The sequence below is a fragment of the Paraburkholderia lebeckiae genome, from assembly GCF_050436325.1.
GTDB lineage: Bacteria > Pseudomonadota > Gammaproteobacteria > Burkholderiales > Burkholderiaceae > Paraburkholderia > Paraburkholderia tuberum.
This window is the reverse complement of the sequence record NZ_JBNDLZ010000002.1, coordinates 3,144,702-3,166,339: the sequence shown is the minus strand read 5'-3', so window position 1 is coordinate 3,166,339 and position 21,638 is coordinate 3,144,702. Positions and strand designations below refer to the sequence as shown.

Genomic DNA, 21,638 nt, shown 5'->3' with positions numbered 1-21,638 from the left:
CACCTCGGCACAGATTGCTGCTGCTTGTCGTTGCGTTTCGTCTCGTTTCGTTGCGTTTGGCTGCCTGCTAGAACGTCTTGGTCAGTTGCACATAAAAGCGCGGCAGCCTGTCGTTGCCGGTCGTATCGGGCCCGGTCGTGCGCCATGCGACCGTGCCCTGTAGCGAAAAGCCGCCCGGCGCGGCCCAGAACGCGCCGAGACCTGCGCCACTGCGGGTGATCACGTTCGACCCTTGGCCCGGACGCGGCGTGGCGTTGTACCAACCGGTGCCGAAGTCGAAGAACGTGAACACGGTCGCCCGCGCATCGATCGCGAAACGCCCTTCGAGGGTGGCGACGAACCCCTCGTCGACCAGTGCCTCGGACGGCGAATAAGCGCGCACCGCGTGCGGGCCGCCGAGCAGGAAGCGCGACGAACTGTCGAGCGTGGTGCCGGCCCACTGGCCGGACACGCCGGCGAATACGCTGAGCCGCTCGGTGATCGCGTTCAGGCGGTTGGCGAAGAAAGTGGCGCGCACTTCGGTGCCTTGCGTGTCGCGCCCGAGCGGCGAGGCATCGAGCGCCTCGGCTTGCGCGTTGCGGAAATGCAGACTGCCGATCAACAGTTCGACATCCGCGCTATTGAAGCCGCCGCCGAACAGCGCGTCGCGGCTTTCATAGCTCAGGCCGATACTGCCTTCCACCAGCGATCTGGGATTGTGTTGATCGACGATGCCGACGTTGTCGATCAGGTCGCGATACTCGAAATTGACGCGCCCCAACAGGCTCTGATTGCGTGTGCGCACGAGCGGATGCGTGAGCGTGAAGTCCACCACGGTCGCCTCGCCCTGCGCGTCGAGCGACGCGAATTCCTGGCCGAGCGCATAGTTGAGCCGCGACACCGCGACCCCGACGCGCGTACCTTGCGCATTGATCGGCGCTTCGTAGCCGACGCGCCCGTAAAGGGTGTCGCTGCGTTCGCTGGCGAGCAGCCGCAGGTCCAAGTTGTCGCCGATCATGAACGGCGAGTTCAGGCGCGCGAGCGCGCCGAGCCGCCAGGTACCGCTGGACTCGGCGCCGAAGTTGTCGACATCGAGCGCAAAGGTCCAGCGTTTGGCCGGCGCGACGTTGACGGTCAGATCGACCGTGCCGGGCTCCTCGCCCGCTTCGATTGCCGAGGAGACCTGAATACCCGGCAGATCGGACAGCAGCAGCATGGTCCGTTCGAGTTCGTGCTGCTGCAGCGGCTTGCCCAACGGAATCTGCGCGACCCGCGCGCGCAACAGATCTTCGCGGATCGGCGTGCCGGCCGCGATGTCGAGCCGCACATGGCCGACGCGCCCTTCGAGCACGCTCATTTCGACGTTGCCGGACGTGACGTCCTGCGGCGGGATCACTACCTGGGCGAGCAGATAGCCGTGATCGCGATAAACCCGCGTGATGCGCGCGGCAATCTCTTCGAGCCCGGCGAAGCTGGTTTGCTTGCCGAGCTTGTCCTGAACGGGCGCAAGCAGCGCGTCGCTGGCGATCGTGTCGTTGCCCTTCAACGTGATGCTCTTCAGCAGGAAGGTCGGGCCGGGCGCCGTCACGGGCGCCGCCGGCGGCGGCACGGCGGGTAACGCCTGAGCGCCGCCCGGCGGCGCCGGCCGGGTCTCGCGCGGCGCCGTCTGGTTCAGGATGCTGCCCGCGTTCGGCAGCGTCTGGCCCCACGCGAGCGCACTACTGCAGGACACCGCCGCGGCGATCAGTCGGAGTCTGTTCATCGGTCTAGGGTCTGTTTGGTTCATCCCTGCTGCTGACGCGCGATGGTCAAACGCCAGCCACCCATCAGGTCGAATGGCGCCCAGAAGAACGGATGCGCGAAGCGCGGCGTGTGCAGAACCGCCAGTTGCGCGGTGCGCATCGCGTCGATCGCGTCATGGCCTTGCGCGAGTTGCGCGTAGAAGGTGCGCATCGTCAGCGCGCTCGATTCGTCCGCGACCGGCCACATCGACACGATCAGGCTGGTGGCGCCGGCATAGAAGAACGCGCGCGTGAAGCCGAGAATTTCGTCGCCGCGCGCGATCCGGCCAAGCCCCGTCTCACAGGCCGACAGCGTGACGAGCGAGACGTTGTTGAGCTTCAGGTTGTAGATGTCTTTCGCCAGCAGCGAGTCCGGGCCGTCGGCCGGCTGCGTCGCGGGCGCGAGCAGGATGCTCGAGTGCAACGGATCGATCGTGTCGGCTTGGGCGTGCGTCGCCACGTGCAACACGCGTCCGGCGGGCGCGTTGTCGCGAAAGCTCAGGCGCGTGGCATCGCCATGCAGAAACACCTCGTTGCGCGCGAACAGCGGCGCGATGCCCTGCACTTCCGCCTCGGCCCCTGGCAGCGCATAGGCAGGTGTGATGGTCGGATTGCCGAACGCGACCAGATCGCTCGCGATCTTCTGCTGGCGTTGCGCGAGTTGTACCGCGACGCTCGCCGATGGTTCGAGTGCGATCGCATGGCGTTCGATCAGAAAGCCGTCGGCATCGTGCAGCGCCTGAAACGGCAGATAGTGCAGCGCGCCGTGCGGCACGATGATGAGCCGCTCGTTCGCGCGCAAGCCGAGCGGCGCGATCAGCAACGCATCGAGCTTGTCGCCATAGGTCAGCGCGGCCGGTCGCCGGCGCACGATCGCATTGCGCAGGTCGGTCACGGCGGCATCCATGTCCGCGCGCGCAACCGGCAACGTGTGGCCGGTCAGGCCATCGTTGCGCACCACCCAGACGATCAGCTCGTTGGGCAGGCTGTGAAATTCGACGATCGCCTCGTTGGGCCGGAGCGCGCCGCGCGTCGCGGCAAGACTCGGCACCTGCCCGTTCAATTGACGGTCGTCGACGCCGGCGTCGACGCGGTTGCGCACGACGTCGAGCAGCGCACGCGCCCGGCTGCGTTCGGACAGACTCCATGCGCTCTCGTAGTCGCCGGCTTCGACCGTCAGCGCGATGGCCTCTTCGAATACCGTTTGCGTGTCGCCGAACAGCGCCGTCTTGAACTCGTCGCTGCGAAACCGCGTGCGGATTTTCTCGGAGTCGTCGACGGCCAGCAGGTAGGCTTCGCGCGCATGCGGCTTGTCGCCGAGCGCGAGGTCGGCGCGGCCGATTCCTTCGTGGGCCCACAGGCGGTCGTAGTTGGCGTCGCTGGAATTGCCGCTTTGGCTCAACAGCGCTTCGAACGCGTGTTTCGCATCCTCGGGCTTGCCTTCGGCCAGCAGCAGATTGCCTTCGATGCGCCGGTAGGCGGGCGCGAGTTCCGCGGTGGCCGGTGCGCCGACAGCATCGAAGGTTTGGCGCGCGCCAGGCGTATCGCCCTCGGCGAGCTGCGCGTTGATGATCGACATCAGCACCAGCGGTTTGTAACGCGGCGAGGCGGTCGTGAGCGCGTCTTCGTAGGCGGCCAGCGCCTGCTGCGGCTTGCCCCGGCGCAACGCGACATCGCCGAGCACCTTGTTGGCCGGAGCAAAGACCTGCTCGGGCGCCTTCGGCGTCGAAGCGAGCGCATCGCGGGCATAGCGTTCGGCGTTGTCGAGGTCGCCGGCATAGCTGTAGGCGATCGCGAGATCGCGTTTGGACAGGGCCGCCAGGTCCGCATTGTTGGTCTGCCCGGCCACCACCAGGGCGCGCGCCGCGGCATCGACGCTGTCGCGGAAGTCGCCGCGCTCGGCGGCCGCGACGGACATGCTGCAATAGTCGTAGGCAGGGAGTTTGACGCGATCTCGCGACAGCAGCAGACGTCCCTCGGCCGTCAACGTGTTGATCGTTTCGGCGTCGCGTTCGCGTTCATCGGCCTGACGAAAGCCGAACGACTCGGGCGCAAGGGCCACGGCGCTCGCGGGCCGCGCCGCGGCGGCGGACGTGCCAGCGGCCAGCGTATTGCCCGCCGCGCCCAGCAGCATCGAGCCCATGACGAGCGCGCCCGTGATCCACGCGGCATCGATCCGGTGTGCCATCCCGCTCGATAAGCCTTGGCGCTCGTTCACTTTAACTTCCTGCAAGAAGGCAAAAGGAAGCGGCTGGGATGGAATGCGCGTACAACCCGCAAGCTGCACGCAGCGGTTGACTCACACCGTATAGACGAATCCGGCCGGCCGATTTTGAAACCGGCGGACGCACGCGGACCACCGCTCAGGCACGCGCGCCCGCCTGATTTCAAAAAATGACCCGCTCGTTCGTCTTAAAGACGGACACGCCTGCGCGTGAGGGTGGCGCTCGCGTGTGCCGGGCTCTGCCGTCGTACCCTCCAGGGAGCCACAGCCGATGAGCAGCCCCGACGACAAAACCGTGATCGTGCAACGGGCGTCCGGACCGGACCGCCAGCAGAACCCCGCCGAAGCGGCGGACGCCGATCGTACAGTCGTCACCCGCCCCGCCGCGCAGGGTTCGAACGCGCAACATGCGCTGCCCGCCGGCACACGGCTCGGCGAGTTCGAGATCGTCGATCTGATTGGCGAAGGCGGCTTCGGTATCGTCTATCTCGCCTACGACACCCAGCTAGGACGTCACGTCGCGCTGAAGGAATACATTCCCGCTGCGCTGGCCTCGCGCGTCGGCGCGGCCGAAGTGTCGGTCCGCTCGGAACGTCATGAAGACACCTTTCGCGCCGGCCTGAAAAGCTTCATCAACGAGGCGCGGCTGCTCGCCCGCTTCGATCATCATTCGCTCGTCAAGGTGTACCGGTTCTGGGAGGCCAACGGCACCGCGTACATGGTGATGCCGTACTACGAGGGCGTGACGCTGCGCGACGGCTTGCGCCGCATGAGTGCCCCACCCGATGAAGCATGGCTGCGCGCCCTGCTCGCGCCGCTGCTCGAAGCGCTGGCGGTATTGCATGCGGCGCAGTGCTATCACCGCGACATCGCGCCGGACAACATCATGCTGCTCAAGGGCAGCGGCCGCCCCGTGCTGCTGGACTTCGGCGCGGCGCGGCGCGTGATCGGCGACATGACCCAGACCTTGACGGTGATCCTGAAGCCCGGCTATGCGCCCGTCGAGCAATATGCCGAAGTGGCGGCCTTGAAACAGGGGCCGTGGACCGATGTGTACGCACTCGCCGCGGTCATCTATTTCGCGATTCAGGGCAAGACACCGCCGCCGTCGGTCGGCAGACTGATGAGCGACACGTATGTGCCGCTCGCCACGGCGGCGGCCGGCCGCTATAGCGAACGGTTCCTGCGCGCGATCGACCATGCGCTCGCGGTCCGCCCCGAACAGCGCCCGCAAAGCGTTCAGGCGCTGGCGAACGAACTGGGCATTGCCATCGATACGCGTGATGACGCCGATGCGGCGATCGAACCCACGACTCGCGCTGCCGTCGAGACAGCGGGTACCAATGCGCCGCGAACAACGACGGCCGCGACAGCCGAGGCGAAGCGCAATGAGCCAGGCACAGCGGCCGTTCCTGCGCCAGGCGGTAGTCAAAAGAAACGCACGCGCTTGATCGCAGCAGGTGCCGTTTGCGTCGTGGCGCTCGCGGCGGTCGGTACGTGGTTTGCCATGCGTTCGCCACCGGCCGCGAGCCCGGCTGTCACGGCAAGCACGGATGCGCGCGACACGGCTGCGCCGAGGCCGGCCGACACGGCTGCGCCGACGCCTGGCAATGCCGCTCAAAGCCCGGCAGCCGTTGCTGCTGTTGCCCCTGTTGCCCCTGTTGCCCCGGTTGCTCCTGCCTCGCCCGCCACGGTTGCCGCGCCCGCCACACCACCCGCGCAGGCCGACAACCTCGCGCCCTTCACCCCCGCGAGCGAACTCGAGCGAATCGTGACGCTGGCCGATCCATCGATTCAGATCACCGCCACACCGCGCAGCACGTCCGCCACGATCGGCAAGGATTATCTGCAGTTCAAACTCGACAGCAACCGCGCGGGCTACGTGTATGTGTTCATGGTCGATCCGGACGGTCAGTACCTGATGCTGTTTCCGAACGGACTCGATCGCAACAACCGGATCGCCGCCGGTCAGACGCTGTCGTTGCCGCGCGCCAGCTGGCCAATGCTGGCGGGCAACCCGCCCGGTCCCAACCTCTTTCTGACGCTGGTATCGACGACGCCGCGCGATTTTTCCGACGGTGGATTGAAGTCCGCGGCGCCGTTCCAGTCATTCCCCGCTGATGCCCAGCAGCAAGCGGCCGCGCGTCGCGGCCCGCGCTATTCGCCGTTCGCGGGCAAGCCGCGTTGCCCGGCAGGCACGGCCGATTGCGCCGGCGCGTTCGGCGCCGCCACGTTCACCATCGATGCCGTCAAGCCGCCCGGCTAGCGCGCGCGACGTTCGCGATGGTCCGCAAGGAGGCCGCATGCAAAGAGCTCAGCTTCTCCTGCTTGCGCTGACAGCCACGCTCGCGGCTTGCGCGAGCAACACGCCCGCTACCAGCGTCATCCTGGGGGACGCGAGCCACACGGCGACGTCGCCGGTCGAGCAGGCGGCGCCGACGGCGCAAGCAACGCCACCCGCGCGACCGCCGACGATGCCTGGGCCGACACCGGCTCCCGTAACGACACACGCGACGGTCTCGGGGACGTCCACCGGCTCGAATAACCCGCGTCGCAAGGCTGCGTTGAGCGGCGGCTTCGCCACGCGCCACGCTTACTACGAGCCGATCGCTTTCGTCGACCTGCCCGGATGGGACACGGACGACGTCACCGCGTCATGGGAAGCGTTTCGCCGCAGTTGCACCGTGCTCGGCGCGCGCAGCGGCTGGTCGGACCCGTGCAATGCCGCGCGAGCGGTGGACGTTGGCGACGTCGCGGCGATCCGGCGTTTCTTCGAAACCAACTTCAACGCGTACCAGATCCGCAATCCCGACCGCTCGCTCGACGGTACGATGACCGGCTACTACGAGCCCCTGCTCAATGGTAGCCAGCAGTCCGGCGGCGCCTACCTCTATCCGGTCTATGGCACGCCGGCCGACATGCTCTACCTCGACGCGCGGCGCCTGCCGGACCGCGCGCGAGGTGACGTGAGCGCGGCTCGCATCGATGGACGTAACGTGATCCCGCTCAGCGATACGACGAGTGGCGACCTCAAAGGCGTCTACGCGCTGGACCTGCGCGATAGCGTGCCGGATATCCGCGACAAGAAGATTCGCCTGCGGCTCGATGGCGGGCGCATCGTGCCGTACTACACCCGCGCCGAGATCGAGCGCGGCGCACTGAAGGCGCCGATCCTCGCCTATGTCGACGACCCCGTGATGTTGTACTCGATGCAGTTGCAAGGCGCGGGCAAGGTCCGCATGAGCGACGGCTCGATTCGCCGCTTCGCCTATGCGGAACAGAACGGCCGGCCGTTTCTGCCTCCGCTCGCGCACAGCGGCAACGCGACGGCCGGCGCGCGCAAGCTCGTCGTGCGCGGCATGGAGATGGAGGTCGACATCAGCGGCGACGGCGCGACCGCTGCGAGCAACGAAGGCAATGCGGCGCCCGCCGACGGTGACGACGACGAACCCACGTCGCCGTTGCTGCGCGGTTTCACACTGGCGACGACCACGCCGAAACCTCATCCCGTGTATGCGGTTTCAGATCCGAGCTATGTGTTTTTTCGTGTGATCCCCGATTCACCGAACGGTCCGCTGGGCGCGTTGGGCGTGCCGCTGTCGGCGGGCCGCTCGGTGGCCGTCGATCCGCGCACCACGCCGCTCGGCGCGCCGGTATTCGTGTCCACGCGTGACGACCCTCAGGCACCCGGTGCGATCAACCGCCTGATGCTCGCGCAGGATTCGGGCGGTGCGATTCAGGGCGCAGTCAGAGCCGACTACTTCTACGGCTTCGGTCAAACCGCGCAGACCCAGGCGAGCCACACCAAAGAGCGGCTGCGCATGTGGGTGCTGCTGCCCAAGGGATTGCGCATCGCCGCGCAGCAGACGTCGTTGAAAACGCGCGGCGGCGGACCTGCCGCCTCCGATGCGGATTGTCTGGTCAGCGATCCGGTGCTGTGTGTGGACGATGCGCCGTAGACGTCTGGCGGAAAGTGGGCGACGGCTCGCCCGGGGCATGAAATTTGCGGAGCCGCGTCATCGCATCCAGCCAAGGAGACCGACATGGACACGCGACAAATCGAAGAGCTCCGTCCCACACAAATGACCCACGGCGCGCGGGAAGTCCGCGAAAAAGCCCGCCAATACCGGTCCCTGAGCAGCCATGACCTGGAGATGGCCATCGCCGAAAAGCCGATACCGGTCGTCTGCGGACCCAACGGCATACCGTTCGCCATCGATCATCACCATGTGGCGGCGGCGCTGTGGCAGGTGGGCGTGCGCGCGGTTCCGGTCGTGCTGGTGCGGGATCTTTCGTCGTACACGTGGGCATCGTTCTGGCTCAGCATGGAAAACCAACGATGGACTTTTCCGTATGACGCGCAAGGCATGCGCCGGCCGTTTGCCGAATTGGCGGAGCACGTGTGGGAAATGAAGGACGATGAATACCGAAGCCTCGCGGCAGCGGTCCGCGATGCCGGCGGCTATGAAAAAACCAGTGTCCCGCTGGAAGAATTTCGCTGGGCCGACTTCTTTCGCGCGACGTTGCCGCGGCCCGATAGCGACGAAAAGTTCACAGCTTTGCTCAAGGAAGCCTTGAAGCTTGCCAGGAGCGACTCTGCATTGGGGCTACCGGGCTATCTCGGTCGCACGGATTGAGTCGGCGGCCCACTTAATCGTGGGCCGCACTGCCCGCCGGCACTAGAAACTGATCCATCAACGAGATCTTCAACGGCTTGTCCGCATCGAGCTTCTTCTTCTCGATCACATACTTCCAACCATCCCCGCTACCCGGATTGCGATAGAACGCGACGACCGCTACATAGTTCGTGTCGGCCCGCATCGGCTGCGACAGGCTTGCCGACGCACCGGGATTCAGCACCGATGCCATGCTCACCTGCAAGTCCTGCGCGAGCACCGTGCGGTCGTTCTTCAGCAGATCCTCGTACGACGCCCCATCGAACGTCTTGCGGTCCTTCAGCTGATACACGCGCACCGCGACCGATGTCGCACGAGCAGCATCGTCGGGGTTCAGCGCTTCGCGCGCGGACAGATCGATGTCGAGCAACTTGATCTGCTTGAAAAACACCGCGTGATACGCGCTCGACGACGCGTCCGATACGGATTGCCAGGCGCCGCATGCCGACAGCAGCGCGAAGGACGCAACGGTGGAAACGGTAAAACGAAGGTTCATCAATGGTCCTTTCGGCGCGTCGTTCATGACGCGGCATGAGTCAGGTACGGATTGGCCACGGGCTTCGGGAGCGAGCATCCGCGAATCGGACAAGCCGGCGCGTTGCGGCTTGTCACCCCAGCCATAGCCGGCGAGGCACAACAGATTGCGCGAATGCGCATCGCTGCCGCCCGCGCGAAAGCTTTCCGGATAGCGGTACTTCTTCCACGCCCGATACAGCAGCGCGACGAAACGATGATTGAACTGATCGAGAAAGGCCTCGACCGCTTCGTGCCCTTCCTCGCGCATCACGATCTCGTCGATCATGTGCGACGGCATCGCCGCGTCGACGCCGTAAAGACCCATGAACGTCGTGCGCACGGTCGGCGCCGCGGCACTGACCAGGGAATCCGGATCAGCATCGAATTCGACTGCGGCGATCTCGCCCGCCGGAAAGCCTGTGCGCGCTGCTAATCGAATCCGACGCTACGATTCAGATTTATTCGCGAATTCGCCGGTCGATTCGACCGCGACATTTGTTCACAGTTGCTCGGCGGATAACTGGCTATAGTGGGCAAGGTCGATCACGGGTCCGATCGACCTTCCCAGACAGGCATTGAGTCTGTCCTTCGGCAGCCTCGATCACGCCCCGTGTTCGAGGCTTTTTTCCTTGCTGCCCCGTTAGCAAGCGATCACGTGGCCAGTGTGCCGTCCGCCGCATTCATGCGCGCGGGCCGTTCATGAGGATCGGGACTATCGGTCTGAGTCGTCCCCGCAAGGGATACAATAACGGCAAACAGAAAAGTTTTTCGAATAATCATTATTTGTTCCGCTTGCTTTTTCACCCGCATTTGACACAGCCGACATAAGTCGCGAGCTAAACACGCACTTTTAATTGTGTCGCTTGCTTGCGCATAAAAAATAAAAAGTGATCCCCGAATCACATTTTCGCGATTCCCGTTCGACTATAACGATTAAGCAAGAAACGCAATGCAAACAAAGGTTAAAATTGTTATTTTTCCCTGCCGTGCGGATGTAGCAGTGCGTTACCGAGCGCCCGCATTGTCCACTGACAAAAAAAATCCCGCACAGGGAGGCGGGATTAAAACAACAGGACGCTGAGGAGACGATCACGCCCTGCCTGGGACCCACACGCACCGCAGGGATACGCGTGGTTATTTCGACGCTCGCCACGACCGACAACCGTAGTCGACGGTCAATGATCGCGAGTGCTTTGAAATGCCGGGACCGCTTGGGCACCCCTGTGCGCGCTCATGCCTGCCGCGTGGCACCACGGCGCCGAGCGCCCCGTGTGGAACTCAGGCCGCCTTGCGCGCGAACCCGTCGCCCATCACGCTCACCACGTCGTCGACGACCCGAGTGGCGGCCGCGAATCCAGCCGCCAGCACTTCCCGCAGATCGGCCGACGAACGACCGGGCACCGAAGCTACCCGGAAAGCGGTCGACCACTCGCCGCCGATCAGCCGCGTCTTCAACGTGACGCTCGCCATGTACGCGTGCCGCGCCGTGGCACTGCCGACATGGGTGGACATATCGGTCGCGCGCAACGCGTTGACCACGATGTCGAATCCCCGATAACGATAGGTTTGCTTCATGCTCTTCTCCGTCTTCACCCATTGCTACACAACAGCATTTCGCCATGCATCGATGCTGCATCATTCTCGACTCGAGTTTGTCAAAAATTGACACATCCTGAGCGATTCCCGGTTAGGGCTTTCCCTGCTCTCGACCTGCCAATTCCGGCGTCAACCATGCTCAATGACGAGCAAAACGGTTTTACTGTGAGATTAGATATATGCTTTACAGATTTTGGAACAATGAATCACAAGGCTCCATGCAATGTGAAGTCATTGGACCGGCAAATTCGGATTACAGATTCATACCGTTTATTCAGATTCGATCGAATAGCCTCGACGAATCAAGCCTCGCGAACCATCTCGAAATAAAAAGCTATATCCCAAAATAAAGATCGGAACTCGTCCGGCGCTTCAGTAGTCCGAACACTGCTATTGCCCATCGTGGCGCCCCCTGGCGAGCCTGGCTCCGCCCGGTTCGCCGTCATCCGCTCGTGGTCCAATAAAAAGTACGCTGCGTCTGGCCGCATCGTCCGCTGCGTTTGAATGAAGCGTCCGTCCCGGTACGTCGCTCGATCGCCAGCGGCAAAGATCGTGTCATTACAGACCGCAGATCGCTTATCGGATTGAATGAGCCTGAATAAGGAATTGCTGGTGAAACATCTCGCTGGTTCAATATCGCAATTGTGTCGGCATTCTCTGCCTGCCTCTTTTATGCTTTGTCGCGCGAGTTACCTCGGTGCCACCGTGATCACGCGTTTGCGCCACGGCGAAGCGGGAGAGCGTGCACGATGAGCGTCTTCCAGATTGCCGGTGCACTGTTCGCCATCGTCGCGCTGTTCGGCGTCCTCAATTATCGATTCATCAGGTTGCCCGACACGCTCGGCATCACCGCGGTCGGGCTCGTCGTCTGCGTCGGCATTTCCGCGCTCGGGTTCTACTATCCGGCGATGGCGACCGCCGCTCGCAAGATCGTCGTGCAGATCGATTTTGCCGACATCGTGTTTCACGGCCTGCTAAGTCTGCTGCTGTTCGCCGGCGCGCTGCACGTCGATCTGTCGAAGATGCGCACGCAGCGGCGCGCGGTGCTGATGCTCGCGACGATCGGCGTATTGATTTCGATCGCGGTGGTCGGCTTCGGCTTTTACTACGCGGCACAATGGCTCGGCCAGCCGGTGAGCCTGCTGTGGTGTCTCGTGTTCGGCGCGCTGATCTCGCCGACCGATCCGATCGCGGTACTCAGCGTGCTCAAGCGCGCCGCGGCGCCGGAAAGCCTCGAAACCAAGATTACCGGCGAATCGCTGTTCAACGACGGCACGGCCGTCGTCGCATTCGTCACGCTAGTCGGACTCGCGACCGGCGCGAACGAGTTTTCCGCGGGCGCGATCGCATTCGATCTGCTGCGCGAAGTCGCCGGAGCGCTCGTGCTCGGCGCGGCGCTCGGCTTCGGCGCGTCGCTGCTGCTGCGAGGCATCGACAGCTATCCAGTCGAAATCCTGATCACACTCGCGCTCGCGACCGGCGGCTATAGTCTCGCCGAAGCGCTGCACGTGTCAGCGCCTCTCGCGGTCGTGATCATGGGGCTCGTGATCGGCAATCACGGCGCGTCGACGTCGATGTCGGAGAAGACGCGCGAGCATCTGTTCAACTTCTGGGACCTGCTCGACGAGTTGCTCAATCTCGTGCTGTTCGGGCTGATCGGACTCGAAATCATTGCGCTGTCGCTGCGCGTCGAAATCGTTTGGCTCGGGCTCGCGGCGATTCCGGTCGTGCTGTTCGCGCGCGGCGTCAGCGTCGCGATTCCGCTGCTCGCGCTGCAGAACTTCCGGCGGCTCAGTCCGCATTCGGCTGTTGTGCTGACGTGGGGCGGACTGCGCGGCGGCATCTCGATTGCGCTTGCTCTGTCGCTGCCGGAGTTTCATGGACGCGAAATGTTCATCGGCGTCACGTATCTCGTCGTGGTATTCAGCCTGCTGATTCAGGCGACGACATTGGGCCCGCTGATCCGTCGGCTCAATATCTCGGGCGCTCACGCAACCCGGCCAGCCCCGCCCGACTCATCGCCTGCACAAAACGCGCGCTAATCGTAAAGTGGATACCTACGCCGATCTGCACCGCGAGGTTGGTGAGAAAATCCAAACACAGTCCGAGACCGGCGCGAGCGGCTCTCGCGTCGATTTCGACATTGGATTGCAGCGCCCGATTTAAGCGTTTCCTGAGCAGTGCCCGCCGCGATTCTGACCCGGGGCGGCCCACCAGCAGGCGAGACCGCTGGCGAGTCGAACCGCCGCCGTCTTCCCTCCGGCCACGGTTCGCGCCGCGGCCCTGGCACGGACTTGAACGAGTCCGCCGCCAGTTTCTGGCTTACTTTCCGCCAGTTTCCGGACCGTCGCGAGTGCCGCGGCGCCGGGCATTTGGCCGTCAATGCCGGTTCTCCCACATACCTGGCAGGCGCGGTTTGTCATCCTGTCGATTCAGGCGTCCGAAGGAGTTCGCCATGTCGGTCTATGTCGATGAAGGGTTCCGGCCCTGTGTGACGGAATGCGCGACGGTCGCGTTCCGCGTGTGCTGCGACGATCGTGCACAGATTTTTGAAGTCAGCGCCGACGCGCTGGTCGAGTTCTGTGGCGCCGTGAGCCGTCGCAAGCAGGACCTGCTGGTCGCGTTCGAGGATGCGCAGGACGAGATCCTGTCCGTAGCCGCGCAGCGATGGCAGTTCACGCCGAGCGAGCCGGTGCGGCTCGGTCTCGACGAATTCAAATTGGTCAGACATTAGGCGCGAGAAACGCCTTCATGAGCTGGATCGCCGCCCTGCCGATGTACAACGTGACACCCGCGCTCGACCTCGAATGGCGCGAGTGGCTCGACGACGTGCTGCGCCGGGTCAAGCCCGCGTGCCGCATCGTCGAACCGGACGAGGAACTGCACGGCTTCTGGCGGCGCCCGAATCTGCTGATTTCCCAGACCTGCGGTTATCCGCTGATGCAGGGGCTGCACGCGCAGGTGCAATTGGTCGCGACACCCTGCTTCGATGCGCCCGGCTGCGACGGCGCGCATTACTCAAGCGTACTGGTCACGCGCGCCGACGCGCGCTTCGACTCACTCGCCTCGTGCCGCGGCGCACGCGCCGCCTACAACCAGGACGATTCGAACAGCGGCATGAACGCATTTCGTCACGCGGTCGCGCCGCTCGCGCGCGCCGGCATGTTCTTCGGCGCGGTGCTGCGCACGGGTTCGCATCTCGGCTCGCTGCGCGCGGTCGCGGACAATCGTGCGGACGTCGCCGCGATCGACTGCGTGACCTTCGCCTTCGTTTGCGACGTGCTGCCGGAACTCGCGGGGCGCATGCGCGCGATCGGCATGACCGCCGCCTCGCCGGGCTTGCCGCTGATCGCCGCGGCCAATGTGCCGCCGGCCACGGTCGCCGCGTTGCGCGACGCGTTGGACGAGGCGCTGAGCGTCCGCCCCGAGCGTGCAAAACGCCTGCGTTTAAGGGGTTTTTCGACGTTGCCGCTGACCGACTACGCACGCATCGGCGAGCTGGAAAGTGAAGCGCGCGCCGCGGGCTACGCGCGGCTCGCTTGATTCACCTACTCGCTCGTCTGCCACTCGACGTGCTTATTCACCCGCCTGCTGCACCTCCAGCACCAGCAGTTGCGCGCCGTCGGTGACCTGATCACCGACCGCATACAGCACCTCGGCGACCGTGCCCGCCGCCGGGGCGCCGATCGTATGCTCCATCTTCATCGCTTCCATCACGATCAGCGGCGCGCCCTTCTCGACCACCGTGCCTGGTTCGACCAGCACCGCGATCACTTTGCCCGGCATCGGCGCCGTCAGACGGCCTTCGCCGTGCTCGGCATCCGCGGCATGCGCGAGCAGGTTCTGCCATTCGAATGCGAGCGTCTCGCCTTGGCAGAACACGTGGAACCTGTCGCCGTCGACGAATACACGCCCCGTCACGCGCGCATCGCCGATCGTCGCGCGGAATTCATGGCCGCCCGCGCCGACCGACCATGTGAAGTCCTCGCGCACGCCGTCGTGTTCGAGTGTTTGCACGAGCGCTTGCGTTCCCCCACTGCGCGCGAAGATGACCGTGAACGCGTCGTCGCTGTCGTCGTTGGCGCCGTCGTCGATCACGCGCCAGCCGAGCGTTTGTGTGTAACCGCCATTGAGCCGCCAGTGCGACAGCGCGTCCCACGGCGACGCGCCGTGCGCGGTGCCGCCCTCGCGCGTCAACAATGCGGCGCAAGCGAGCGCGAGCGCTTCCTTGAACGGCTTCTGTGCCGGCGCGAACAGCACGTCGTGATGACGCTCGATCAAACCGGTGTCGAGCTCGCCGCTCGCGAACGGTTCGCTCGCGACGATGCGCCGCAGAAACTCGACGTTCGTGTGCGGCCCGACCACCTCGCAGGCATGCAGCGCACGCGCGAGTCGCGCCAACGCCTCCTCGCGCGTCGCGCCGTGCACGATCAGCTTGGCGATCATCGGATCGTAGAACGGCGTGATCGTGTCACCCTCGCGCACGCCGCTGTCGATACGCACCGGCGCCTTGCGGCCCGCCTCGCCGAGTCCGGCCGCGTCGATCGCGAACTCGACGCCTTCCGACATGCGCAGATGCTTGAGCGTGCCGGTGGACGGCAGGAAGCCGCGCGCCGGATGCTCTGCGTAGATGCGCGCCTCGATCGCGTGGCCGTCGAGCTTCAACTGCTGCTGGGTGAGCGGCAAACTCTCGCCCGCTGCAACGCGCAACTGCCATTCGACGAGGTCCTGCCCCGTCACCATCTCGGTGACGGGATGCTCGACCTGCAGCCGCGTGTTCATCTCCATGAAGTAGAACTCGCCGGTCGGCGTCATGATGAACTCGACCGTACCCGCGCCAACGTAGCTGACCGCTCGCGCGGCGGCCACGGCCGCTTCGCCCATCGCGCGCTTGACCTCGGCCGAGAGCCCCGGCGCGGGCGCTTCCTCGAGCACTTTCTGATGACGCCGCTGCACCGAACAGTCGCGGTCGAACAGATAAACGGCGCCGCCGTGCCGATCGGCGAACACCTGGACTTCGACGTGACGCGGCCGGGTCAGATACTTCTCGATCAGCACGCGATCGTTGCCGAAGCTGCTCGCCGCCTCTCGCTTGCACGACAGCAGCGCGGCCGCGAAGTCCGCACCGCGCTCGACCACGCGCATGCCCTTGCCGCCGCCGCCCGCGCTCGCTTTCAGCAGCACCGGATAGCCGATCGTGTCCGCCTCGCGCTGCAACAGCTGCGGATCCTGGTCGTCGCCGTGGTAGCCGGGCACGAGCGGCACCGCGGCCGCGTGCATCAGCGCTTTCGCGGCGGCCTTCGAGCCCATCGCAGCGATCGCTTCGACCGGCGGTCCGATAAAGACGATGCCGGCCGCCTCGCAAGCATGCGCGAAGTCTTCGTTTTCCGAAAGAAAGCCGTAGCCCGGATGCACGGCCTGCGCGCCAGTCGCGCGCGCGGCTTCGATGATCCGCTCGATGCGCAGATAGCTTTGCGCCGCCGTCGAACCGCCGATATGCACCGCTTCGTCGCAGGCGGCGACGTGTTTCGCGTTGGCGTCGGCGTCCGAATAGACGGCCACGCTCGCGATGCCGAGCCGCTTGCAGGTCGCCGCGACGCGGCACGCAATTTCACCCCGGTTGGCGATCAGGATCTTGTTGAACATGAGTGTCTCGATGAAATGGGCGGTACGGGGCGATGGTTGTTAGCGAAGCATGTCAGTTGCGCCAGCCCGGCGTGCGCTTTTCGAGGAACGACGCCACGCCTTCGCGGCCCTCTGCGCCGGCCCGCGTTTTCGCAATCCGCGCGGCGGTGTCCTCGATCAGCGCGTCGCTCAACTCGCGGCCCGCGATCTCCTGCACGAGCCGCTTGCAGGCGCGCACCGCTTGCGGGCCGTTCGCGCACAGCGTCTGCGCGAGTTGCGCGACCATCGCATCGAGCTGCTCGGCGCTCACCGCTTCGCTGACCAAACCCAGCCGCAACGCGGTCGCGCAGTCGAACGCCTCGGCGGTGAGGAAGTAGCGCCGCGACGCCTGCTCGCCGAGCGCACGAATCACGTATGGCGCGATCGTCGCGGGAATCAGCCCGAGCCGCGCCTCGGACAGGCAGAAGTGTGCGCTTTCGACCGCGACGACGATATCGCACGCGGCAATCAGGCCCATGCCGCCCGCGTATGCGTCGCCGCTCACGCGCGCGATCACCGGCTTGTTGCAGCGATACACCGCCGACAGCATGCCGGCGAGCCGCATCGCATCGGCGCGGTTCTCGTCGTCCGAGTAGCCGGCCATTTTCTTCATCCAGTTCAGGTCGGCGCCCGCGCAGAACGCCTTGCCGTTCGCGGCGAGTACCACCGCGCGCACGTCGTCGCGCGTGTCGAGCGCGGTGAATGCGGCAGTCAGCTCGGCGATCATCGTTTCATTGAACGCGTTGCGCACGTCCGGACGATTGAGCGTGACCGTCGCGATCTGGCCGGCAACCTCGACCTTCAGCGTTTCGTATTGCATGCGTAACACTCCTTTGCCTTACGCGGTCGCATCGCGGTGACGCGGGCCATCACATTCTGAACACGCCGAAACGCGTGTCTTCGATCGGCGCGTTCATCGCCGCCGACAAACCCAGCCCAAGCACGTCGCGAGTTTGCGCGGGGTCGATCACGCCGTCGTCCCACAACCGCGCGCTCGCGTAGTACGGATGGCCCTGATGCTCGTATTGCTCGCGGATCGGCTGCTTGAACGCCTCTTCTTCCTCCGCGCTCCAGTTGCCGCCCTTCGCTTCGATGCCGTCGCGCTTGACGGTGGCGAGCACCGACGCGGCCTGCTCGCCGCCCATCACCGAGATGCGCGCGTTCGGCCACATCCACAGGAAGCGCGGCGAATACGCGCGGCCGCACATGCCATAGTTGCCCGCGCCGAACGAGCCGCCGATGATCACCGTGAACTTCGGCACCTTCGCTGTCGCGACCGCGGTGACCATCTTCGCGCCGTTCCTCGCGATGCCTTCGTTTTCGTACTTGCGGCCGACCATAAAGCCGGTGATGTTCTGCAGAAACACGAGCGGAATCTTGCGCTGGCAGCACAGCTCGATGAAGTGCGTACCCTTCAGCGCCGACTCCGAAAACAGAATGCCGTTGTTCGCGACGATGCCGACCGGATGCCCCCAGATATGCGCGAAGCCGCAGACGAGCGTGGTGCCGTAGCGCGCCTTGAATTCGTCGAACGCGGAATCGTCGACGATACGCGCGATCACCTCGCGGATATCGAACGGCTTGCGCGTGTCGACCGGAATCACGCCGTAGATGCTCTGGGTGTCGTAGCGCGGCGGCTTCGGCTCCTGCAATACGAGCGGCGCCGGCTTCACGCGGTTCAGATGGCCGACGATGCTGCGCGCGATGCCGAGCGCATGCGCATCGTTCTGCGCAAGATGATCGACGACGCCCGACAGACGCGTATGCACGTCGCCGCCGCCGAGATCTTCGGCGCTGACCACTTCGCCGGTCGCGGCCTTGACGAGCGGTGGGCCGCCGAGAAAAATCGTCCCCTGGTTCTTGACGATGATCGACTCGTCGCTCATCGCCGGCACATATGCGCCGCCCGCGGTGCACGAGCCCATCACGACCGCGATCTGCGGAATACCCGCGGCCGACAGATTCGCCTGGTTGTAGAAGATGCGGCCGAAGTGATCGCGATCGGGAAATACGTCGTCCTGATTCGGAAGATTCGCGCCACCCGAGTCGACGAGGTACACGCACGGCAAGCGGTTTTCGCTGGCGATTTCCTGCGCGCGCACGTGCTTCTTCACGGTGACCGGATAGTAGGTGCCGCCCTTCACGGTCGCGTCGTTGCAGACGATCACGCACTCCTGTCCCGCGATCCGGCCGATGCCGGTGATCACGCCGGCGCCCGGCGCATCGTCGTTGTACATGCCGTACGCGGCGAGTTGCGACAGTTCGAGAAACGGCGTGCCCGGATCGAGCAGTTGCGCGATCCGCTCGCGCGGCAGCAGCTTGCCGCGGCTCGTGTGCTTGTCGCGCGCGGCCTGGCCGCCGCCCTGCGCGAGTTGCTCGATCTTCGCGCGCAGATCGGCGACGAGCGCTTCGAGCGCCGCTGCGTTCGCGCGAAAGTCGTCCGAGCGCGGGTTCAGTTTCGATTCGATGATCGGCATGACGTCGCTTCTCCAAAGTGCGGCGTATTGAGGGGGCTCACGCGCGCTTGCATCACAGCGTTTCCGCAAACAGCTCCCGGCCGATCAGCATGCGACGAATCTCGCTCGTGCCCGCGCCAATTTCATAGAGTTTCGCATCGCGCCACAGACGACCGACCGGATACTCGTTGATATAGCCATTGCCGCCGAGAATCTGGATCGCCTCGCCAGCCATCCAGGTCGCCTTTTCGGCCGTGTACAGAATCACGCCCGCGCAGTCCTTGCGGACCTGGCGCACATGGTCGTTGCCGAGCGTGTCGAGTTGGCGGCCCACCGCGTACAGATACGCGCGGCATGCCTGCAGCGTCGTGTACAGATCGGCGACCTTGCCCTGGATCAGCTGGAATTCGCCGATCGACTGGCCGAACTGCTTGCGGTCGTGGATATACGGCACGACCGCGTCCATCACCGCGACCATGATGCCGGTCGGGCCGCCCGCGAGCACCGCGCGTTCGTAGTCGAGACCGCTCATCAGCACATTGACGCCGCCGTTCAATGCCCCAAGGATATTTTCCTCCGGCACTTCGACGTCCTGGAACACCAGCTCGCCGGTGTGCGAGCCGCGCATGCCGAGCTTGTCGAGCTTCTGCGCGACCGAGAAACCCTTCATGCCCTTCTCGACGATGAACGCGGTAATGCCGCGCGAATTCGCTTCGGGATCGGTCTTTGCATAGACGACCAGGGTGTCGCAGTCGGGGCCGTTGGTGATCCACATCTTGGTGCCGTTCAGCACGTAACGATCGCCCTTCTTCTGGGCGCGCAGCTTCATGCTGACCACGTCCGAGCCCGCGTTCGGCTCGCTCATCGCGAGCGCGCCGACGTGCTCGCCCGACACGAGCTTCGGCAGATACTTGCGCTTCTGCGCGTCGGTGCCGTTGCGATGAATCTGGTTCACGCACAGGTTCGAATGCGCGCCGTACGACAGGCCAACCGATGCCGACGCACGCGAAATTTCCTCCATCGCGACCATGTGCGCGGTATAGCCCATGTTCGCGCCGCCGTACTCTTCGGAAACCGTCATGCCGAGCACGCCGAGGTCGCCGAACTTGCGCCACAGGTCCATCGGGAACTGATCGGTGCGGTCGATTTCCCCGGCGCGCGGCGCGATTTCTTTGGCGGCGAACGACGCAATGCTGTCGCGCAGCATTTCGATCTCTTCGCCGAGCGGGAACTGCAAACCGGGCAGATTGGGCATTGCGGTGTCTCCTGAGTTCGTGAGCGGCCGCTGGTGGAACGCGAAGCGGCACGCGAAAGCATGTCAACGCGCATTTCACGCCTGATTGACGTAAGCGTCAATAGGTATTTTTGAGTGTTACTCAGAAATTTATAAACGCGCATCAGCCGGTCGATTCGGTGCTACGATCGCGTTCATCTGGCACAGAAGCAGCGTTCAGACGCCAGCTCGATCCCCAATCCGCATCACAAATCTGAATTTTACTCATATGACGGTTGCCGAGAAGGCCGGATTACCTGTCTCCCGTCGCCAGCCGGCCGGGCGCAAGTCGCAGCAGCGCGTGAAGGAGATTCTTCAGGCGGGGCGCGACGTGTTCTCCGAAAAGGGCTACGAACGCGCGACGACCGCGGAAATCGCGCAGCGCCTGGGCGTTTCCGAGGCGACGGTGTTCAGCTACTTTCGCGGCAAGCGCGAGTTGTGCGCTCGTGTCATCGGCGATTGGTACGACGAGATCATCGACGCAATCGAAGCGGGTCTGCCGCGCGACGGCAACGTGCGCCAGCAGTTCGCGTTCATCGTGCGCATGCATCTGCGGCTGATGCTCGTGAATGGCACCGATCTGTGCGCGCTCGTGCTGTCCGAAGGCCGCGCGCGGCATCACGAACTGAGCGAAGCGCTGACCGAACTGCAGCGCCGCTACACCGCGCCGTTGATGCGCGTGCTCGCGCAAGGCCAGCAAAGCGGCGAGATTCGCTCCGACATGCCGCTGCGCCTGTTGCGCTCGATGGTGTTCGGCCCGATGGAGCATGTGCTGTGGGACGCCACGCTGACGAACCGGCAGATCGATATCGACGCCACCGCCGATCAGCTGATCGACGTGCTGTGGGTCGCGCTGACGCCGCCCGACCTCGCGCTCGGCGCGTTGCAGCGCTTTCGCGTGGAAGTGGCCGCAGCGAGCCGTCGTTTCGACGAAGCCAGCGCCGCGGCCAGCGAGGGCAAGGCCGAGGCCACCGGCCCGGCAAGCGCCGCGCGCCGCGAGAAAAGCGGCTAATCTACGAGCTTTCCCGCCGCAGCCCGAAGGAGAGCCCAAGTGCCCGCAGCGACAAGCGCGAAGGAAAGCAACAAGCGAAGCGAGAAGTCTGGCGAAGAACGCGGCGACAAACCGAAAGCCGCAAAGAAAGCGCCAACGAAAAAATCAATCGAAACGTCGTCCAGATCCACGTCCGCCCCACGCATTCGCATCGGCATCGGCGGCTGGACCTATGCGCCGTGGCGCGGGCCGTTTTATCCGGAAGACCTGACGCAAAGCCGCGAACTCGAATATGCGAGCCGGCATCTGACGTCGATCGAAATCAACGGCACTGATGTAGAATGGTGTTCAATAACGTAAAGAGCAGTCTGACTCTTTTGAATTTACCAAATAAAATCAGCAACTTGATGTCTACATAGGTTCAGACATGACCGGTAGCATTAAGTGTGATCCGGGTAGCTAATCGGGTAGCCTGAAGCACG

General features: G+C 64.5%; 15 protein-coding genes and 2 pseudogenes. 8 read left to right on the top strand and 9 right to left on the bottom strand.

Annotated elements, in window-relative coordinates:
- Positions 1–67: 67 nt before the first annotated feature.
- Entirely contained in the window at positions 68–1,741 is a 1,674-nt protein-coding gene (locus OKW44_RS17900; protein WP_018423003.1) for a ShlB/FhaC/HecB family hemolysin secretion/activation protein, read from the bottom strand.
- A 20-nt stretch (positions 1,742–1,761) separates the two neighbouring features.
- Entirely contained in the window at positions 1,762–3,978 is a 2,217-nt protein-coding gene (locus tag OKW44_RS17895) for a CHAT domain-containing protein (protein ID WP_035471658.1), read from the bottom strand.
- 277 nt (positions 3,979–4,255) lie between these two features.
- Between OKW44_RS17895 and OKW44_RS17890 the strand changes: the two genes are divergently transcribed.
- From OKW44_RS17890 to OKW44_RS17880, 3 genes are all read left to right on the top strand, one after another.
- The gene (locus tag OKW44_RS17890) at positions 4,256–6,250 is read left to right on the top strand and encodes a serine/threonine-protein kinase (RefSeq protein ID WP_018423005.1); all 1,995 of its coding nucleotides are present in this window, start codon (positions 4,256–4,258) and stop codon (positions 6,248–6,250) included.
- Between the two features lie 37 nt (positions 6,251–6,287).
- Positions 6,288–7,943, top strand: a complete 1,656-nt coding sequence (gene mltA / locus OKW44_RS17885) for a murein transglycosylase A (protein WP_018423006.1) — start codon at positions 6,288–6,290, stop codon at positions 7,941–7,943.
- Between the two features lie 84 nt (positions 7,944–8,027).
- Positions 8,028–8,621, top strand: a complete 594-nt coding sequence (locus tag OKW44_RS17880; protein WP_018423007.1) for a ParB-like protein — start codon at positions 8,028–8,030, stop codon at positions 8,619–8,621.
- A gap of 13 nt (positions 8,622–8,634) precedes the next feature.
- On the opposite strand, the gene tssJ is transcribed toward OKW44_RS17880, so the two are convergent.
- From tssJ to OKW44_RS17865, 3 genes and pseudogenes are all read right to left on the bottom strand, one after another.
- The gene (gene tssJ / locus OKW44_RS17875) at positions 8,635–9,156 is read right to left on the bottom strand and encodes a type VI secretion system lipoprotein TssJ (RefSeq protein ID WP_280785289.1); all 522 of its coding nucleotides are present in this window, start codon (positions 9,154–9,156) and stop codon (positions 8,635–8,637) included.
- 69 nt (positions 9,157–9,225) lie between these two features.
- A pseudogene (locus OKW44_RS17870) lies at positions 9,226–9,618 on the bottom strand (type VI secretion system baseplate subunit TssG); the annotation flags it as partial.
- A gap of 836 nt (positions 9,619–10,454) precedes the next feature.
- Entirely contained in the window at positions 10,455–10,751 is a 297-nt protein-coding gene (locus tag OKW44_RS17865; protein ID WP_018423009.1) for a hypothetical protein, read from the bottom strand.
- A 770-nt stretch (positions 10,752–11,521) separates the two neighbouring features.
- Between OKW44_RS17865 and OKW44_RS17860 the strand changes: the two genes are divergently transcribed.
- From OKW44_RS17860 to OKW44_RS17850, 3 genes are all read left to right on the top strand, one after another.
- Entirely contained in the window at positions 11,522–12,814 is a 1,293-nt protein-coding gene (locus OKW44_RS17860) for a cation:proton antiporter (RefSeq protein WP_018423011.1), read from the top strand.
- Positions 12,815–13,227: 413 nt separating this feature from the next.
- The gene (locus OKW44_RS17855) at positions 13,228–13,506 is read left to right on the top strand and encodes a DUF1488 family protein (RefSeq protein ID WP_018423012.1); all 279 of its coding nucleotides are present in this window, start codon (positions 13,228–13,230) and stop codon (positions 13,504–13,506) included.
- A gap of 17 nt (positions 13,507–13,523) precedes the next feature.
- Positions 13,524–14,315, top strand: a complete 792-nt coding sequence (locus OKW44_RS17850) for a phosphate/phosphite/phosphonate ABC transporter substrate-binding protein (protein ID WP_018423013.1) — start codon at positions 13,524–13,526, stop codon at positions 14,313–14,315.
- Positions 14,316–14,348: 33 nt separating this feature from the next.
- On the opposite strand, the gene OKW44_RS17845 is transcribed toward OKW44_RS17850, so the two are convergent.
- Genes OKW44_RS17845 through OKW44_RS17830 form a run of 4 tightly spaced genes read right to left on the bottom strand, consistent with a single transcriptional unit; the run spans position 14,349 to position 20,147 of the window.
- Positions 14,349–16,418 carry an acetyl/propionyl/methylcrotonyl-CoA carboxylase subunit alpha gene (locus OKW44_RS17845; RefSeq protein WP_018423014.1) on the bottom strand — a complete coding sequence of 690 codons (2,070 nt, stop codon included), beginning with the start codon at positions 16,416–16,418 and terminating at the stop codon, positions 14,349–14,351.
- Positions 16,419–16,470: 52 nt separating this feature from the next.
- The gene (locus OKW44_RS17840; protein ID WP_018423015.1) at positions 16,471–17,256 is read right to left on the bottom strand and encodes an enoyl-CoA hydratase/isomerase family protein; all 786 of its coding nucleotides are present in this window, start codon (positions 17,254–17,256) and stop codon (positions 16,471–16,473) included.
- A 49-nt stretch (positions 17,257–17,305) separates the two neighbouring features.
- Positions 17,306–18,913, bottom strand: a complete 1,608-nt coding sequence (locus OKW44_RS17835; RefSeq protein WP_018423016.1) for a carboxyl transferase domain-containing protein — start codon at positions 18,911–18,913, stop codon at positions 17,306–17,308.
- Positions 18,914–18,965: 52 nt separating this feature from the next.
- Positions 18,966–20,147, bottom strand: a complete 1,182-nt coding sequence (locus OKW44_RS17830) for an isovaleryl-CoA dehydrogenase (protein WP_018423017.1) — start codon at positions 20,145–20,147, stop codon at positions 18,966–18,968.
- A gap of 247 nt (positions 20,148–20,394) precedes the next feature.
- On the opposite strand from OKW44_RS17830, the gene OKW44_RS17825 reads away from it, so the two are divergent.
- Entirely contained in the window at positions 20,395–21,177 is a 783-nt protein-coding gene (locus OKW44_RS17825) for a TetR/AcrR family transcriptional regulator (RefSeq protein ID WP_018423018.1), read from the top strand.
- Positions 21,178–21,216: 39 nt separating this feature from the next.
- Positions 21,217–21,489: pseudogene (locus OKW44_RS17820) on the top strand (DUF72 domain-containing protein); the annotation flags it as partial.
- Positions 21,490–21,638 lie beyond the last annotated feature (149 nt).

Excerpts from the sequence above, each read along its gene's own strand:
- OKW44_RS17900 (WP_018423003.1), bottom strand. The coding sequence starts at position 1,741 with ATGAACAGACTCCGACTGATCGCCGCGGCGGTGTCCTGCAGTAGTGCG.
- OKW44_RS17890 (WP_018423005.1), top strand. The coding sequence starts at position 4,256 with ATGAGCAGCCCCGACGACAAAACCGTGATCGTGCAACGGGCGTCCGGA.
- mltA (WP_018423006.1), top strand. The coding sequence starts at position 6,288 with ATGCAAAGAGCTCAGCTTCTCCTGCTTGCGCTGACAGCCACGCTCGCG.
- OKW44_RS17880 (WP_018423007.1), top strand. The coding sequence starts at position 8,028 with ATGGACACGCGACAAATCGAAGAGCTCCGTCCCACACAAATGACCCAC.
- tssJ (WP_280785289.1), bottom strand. The coding sequence starts at position 9,156 with ATGAACCTTCGTTTTACCGTTTCCACCGTTGCGTCCTTCGCGCTGCTG.
- OKW44_RS17865 (WP_018423009.1), bottom strand. The coding sequence starts at position 10,751 with ATGAAGCAAACCTATCGTTATCGGGGATTCGACATCGTGGTCAACGCG.
- OKW44_RS17860 (WP_018423011.1), top strand. The coding sequence starts at position 11,522 with ATGAGCGTCTTCCAGATTGCCGGTGCACTGTTCGCCATCGTCGCGCTG.
- OKW44_RS17855 (WP_018423012.1), top strand. The coding sequence starts at position 13,228 with ATGTCGGTCTATGTCGATGAAGGGTTCCGGCCCTGTGTGACGGAATGC.
- OKW44_RS17850 (WP_018423013.1), top strand. The coding sequence starts at position 13,524 with ATGAGCTGGATCGCCGCCCTGCCGATGTACAACGTGACACCCGCGCTC.
- OKW44_RS17845 (WP_018423014.1), bottom strand. The coding sequence starts at position 16,418 with ATGTTCAACAAGATCCTGATCGCCAACCGGGGTGAAATTGCGTGCCGC.
- OKW44_RS17840 (WP_018423015.1), bottom strand. The coding sequence starts at position 17,256 with ATGCAATACGAAACGCTGAAGGTCGAGGTTGCCGGCCAGATCGCGACG.
- OKW44_RS17835 (WP_018423016.1), bottom strand. The coding sequence starts at position 18,913 with ATGCCGATCATCGAATCGAAACTGAACCCGCGCTCGGACGACTTTCGC.
- OKW44_RS17830 (WP_018423017.1), bottom strand. The coding sequence starts at position 20,147 with ATGCCCAATCTGCCCGGTTTGCAGTTCCCGCTCGGCGAAGAGATCGAA.
- OKW44_RS17825 (WP_018423018.1), top strand. The coding sequence starts at position 20,395 with ATGACGGTTGCCGAGAAGGCCGGATTACCTGTCTCCCGTCGCCAGCCG.